The organism is Micrococcus sp. LASM2_SD2, assembly GCF_057364565.1.
On sequence record NZ_JBNFOB010000466.1, the window covers coordinates 1 to 687 of the forward strand.

General features: G+C 77.7%; 1 protein-coding gene and 1 pseudogene. One reads left to right on the forward strand and one right to left on the reverse strand.

Annotated features, from left to right (window positions below; genetic code table 11):
- Positions 1 to 260 (reverse strand): annotated as a pseudogene (locus tag AC2W7A_RS13135) (hypothetical protein); the annotation flags it as partial.
- A gap of 241 nt (positions 261 to 501) precedes the next feature.
- Between AC2W7A_RS13135 and AC2W7A_RS13140 the strand changes: the two are divergent.
- A partial coding sequence (locus AC2W7A_RS13140; RefSeq protein ID WP_485991708.1) for a hypothetical protein occupies positions 502 to 687 on the forward strand: 186 nt, incomplete at its 3' end.

A 687-nucleotide genomic window follows, 5' to 3' on the forward strand; every position in this document is an offset into this window, starting at 1 on the left:
CGCCACTGCACGGGCGCCGGCTCCGGGTGTGCCCGCGCCATCCGCAGGACCGCCTCCGCCACGGCCTCCGGCTCCTTCCCGACGACGGCCACCCCCGCCCCGGGATCGCCCGCCTCAGCCGGTTCCTCACCGGGCAAGGGTGTGTCCGCCACCTGGGAGGCGATCATGCCGACGTCCGTGACCACCACGGGGGTGCCGAGGTCCCGGCACATCTCCACCCAGCCCGAGTGGGTGCCCCGGGCGTAGGGGAGCACGGACACGGCGGTGCGGCGCAGCAGGGCGTGCAGGGCGCGGTCGTCCAGGCGGGGGTGCTCCCAGACGCGGAGGCCGTGCGCGGCGGCCAGCTCGCGCAGCCGGGCCGGCCCGCGCCGGGTCCTGGGTGGTGTCCTGCATCTCCAGGACGGCCGTCGCCGGATGCCCGGCCTCGCGCAGGCGACGGACCGCCTCGGCGACGCCCGGCAGCAGCGGCACCGGGTCCACGGAGGCCCGCAGGTCCTTGGCATGCACCAGCACCATCAGCTCCTCGGCGTCGCCCGCGGACTCCGCGTCCAGGCCGAGACCGGCCCGGACCTCCTCCGGCAGCTCCGCGGTGGTGTGTCCGCCGTCGCCGTCCCGGCCCGGTCCTCCGCCCTCAGGACCCGCGCCGCCCCGCTCCAGCGGCAGCACGTGCGGATGCGGGATCACGGC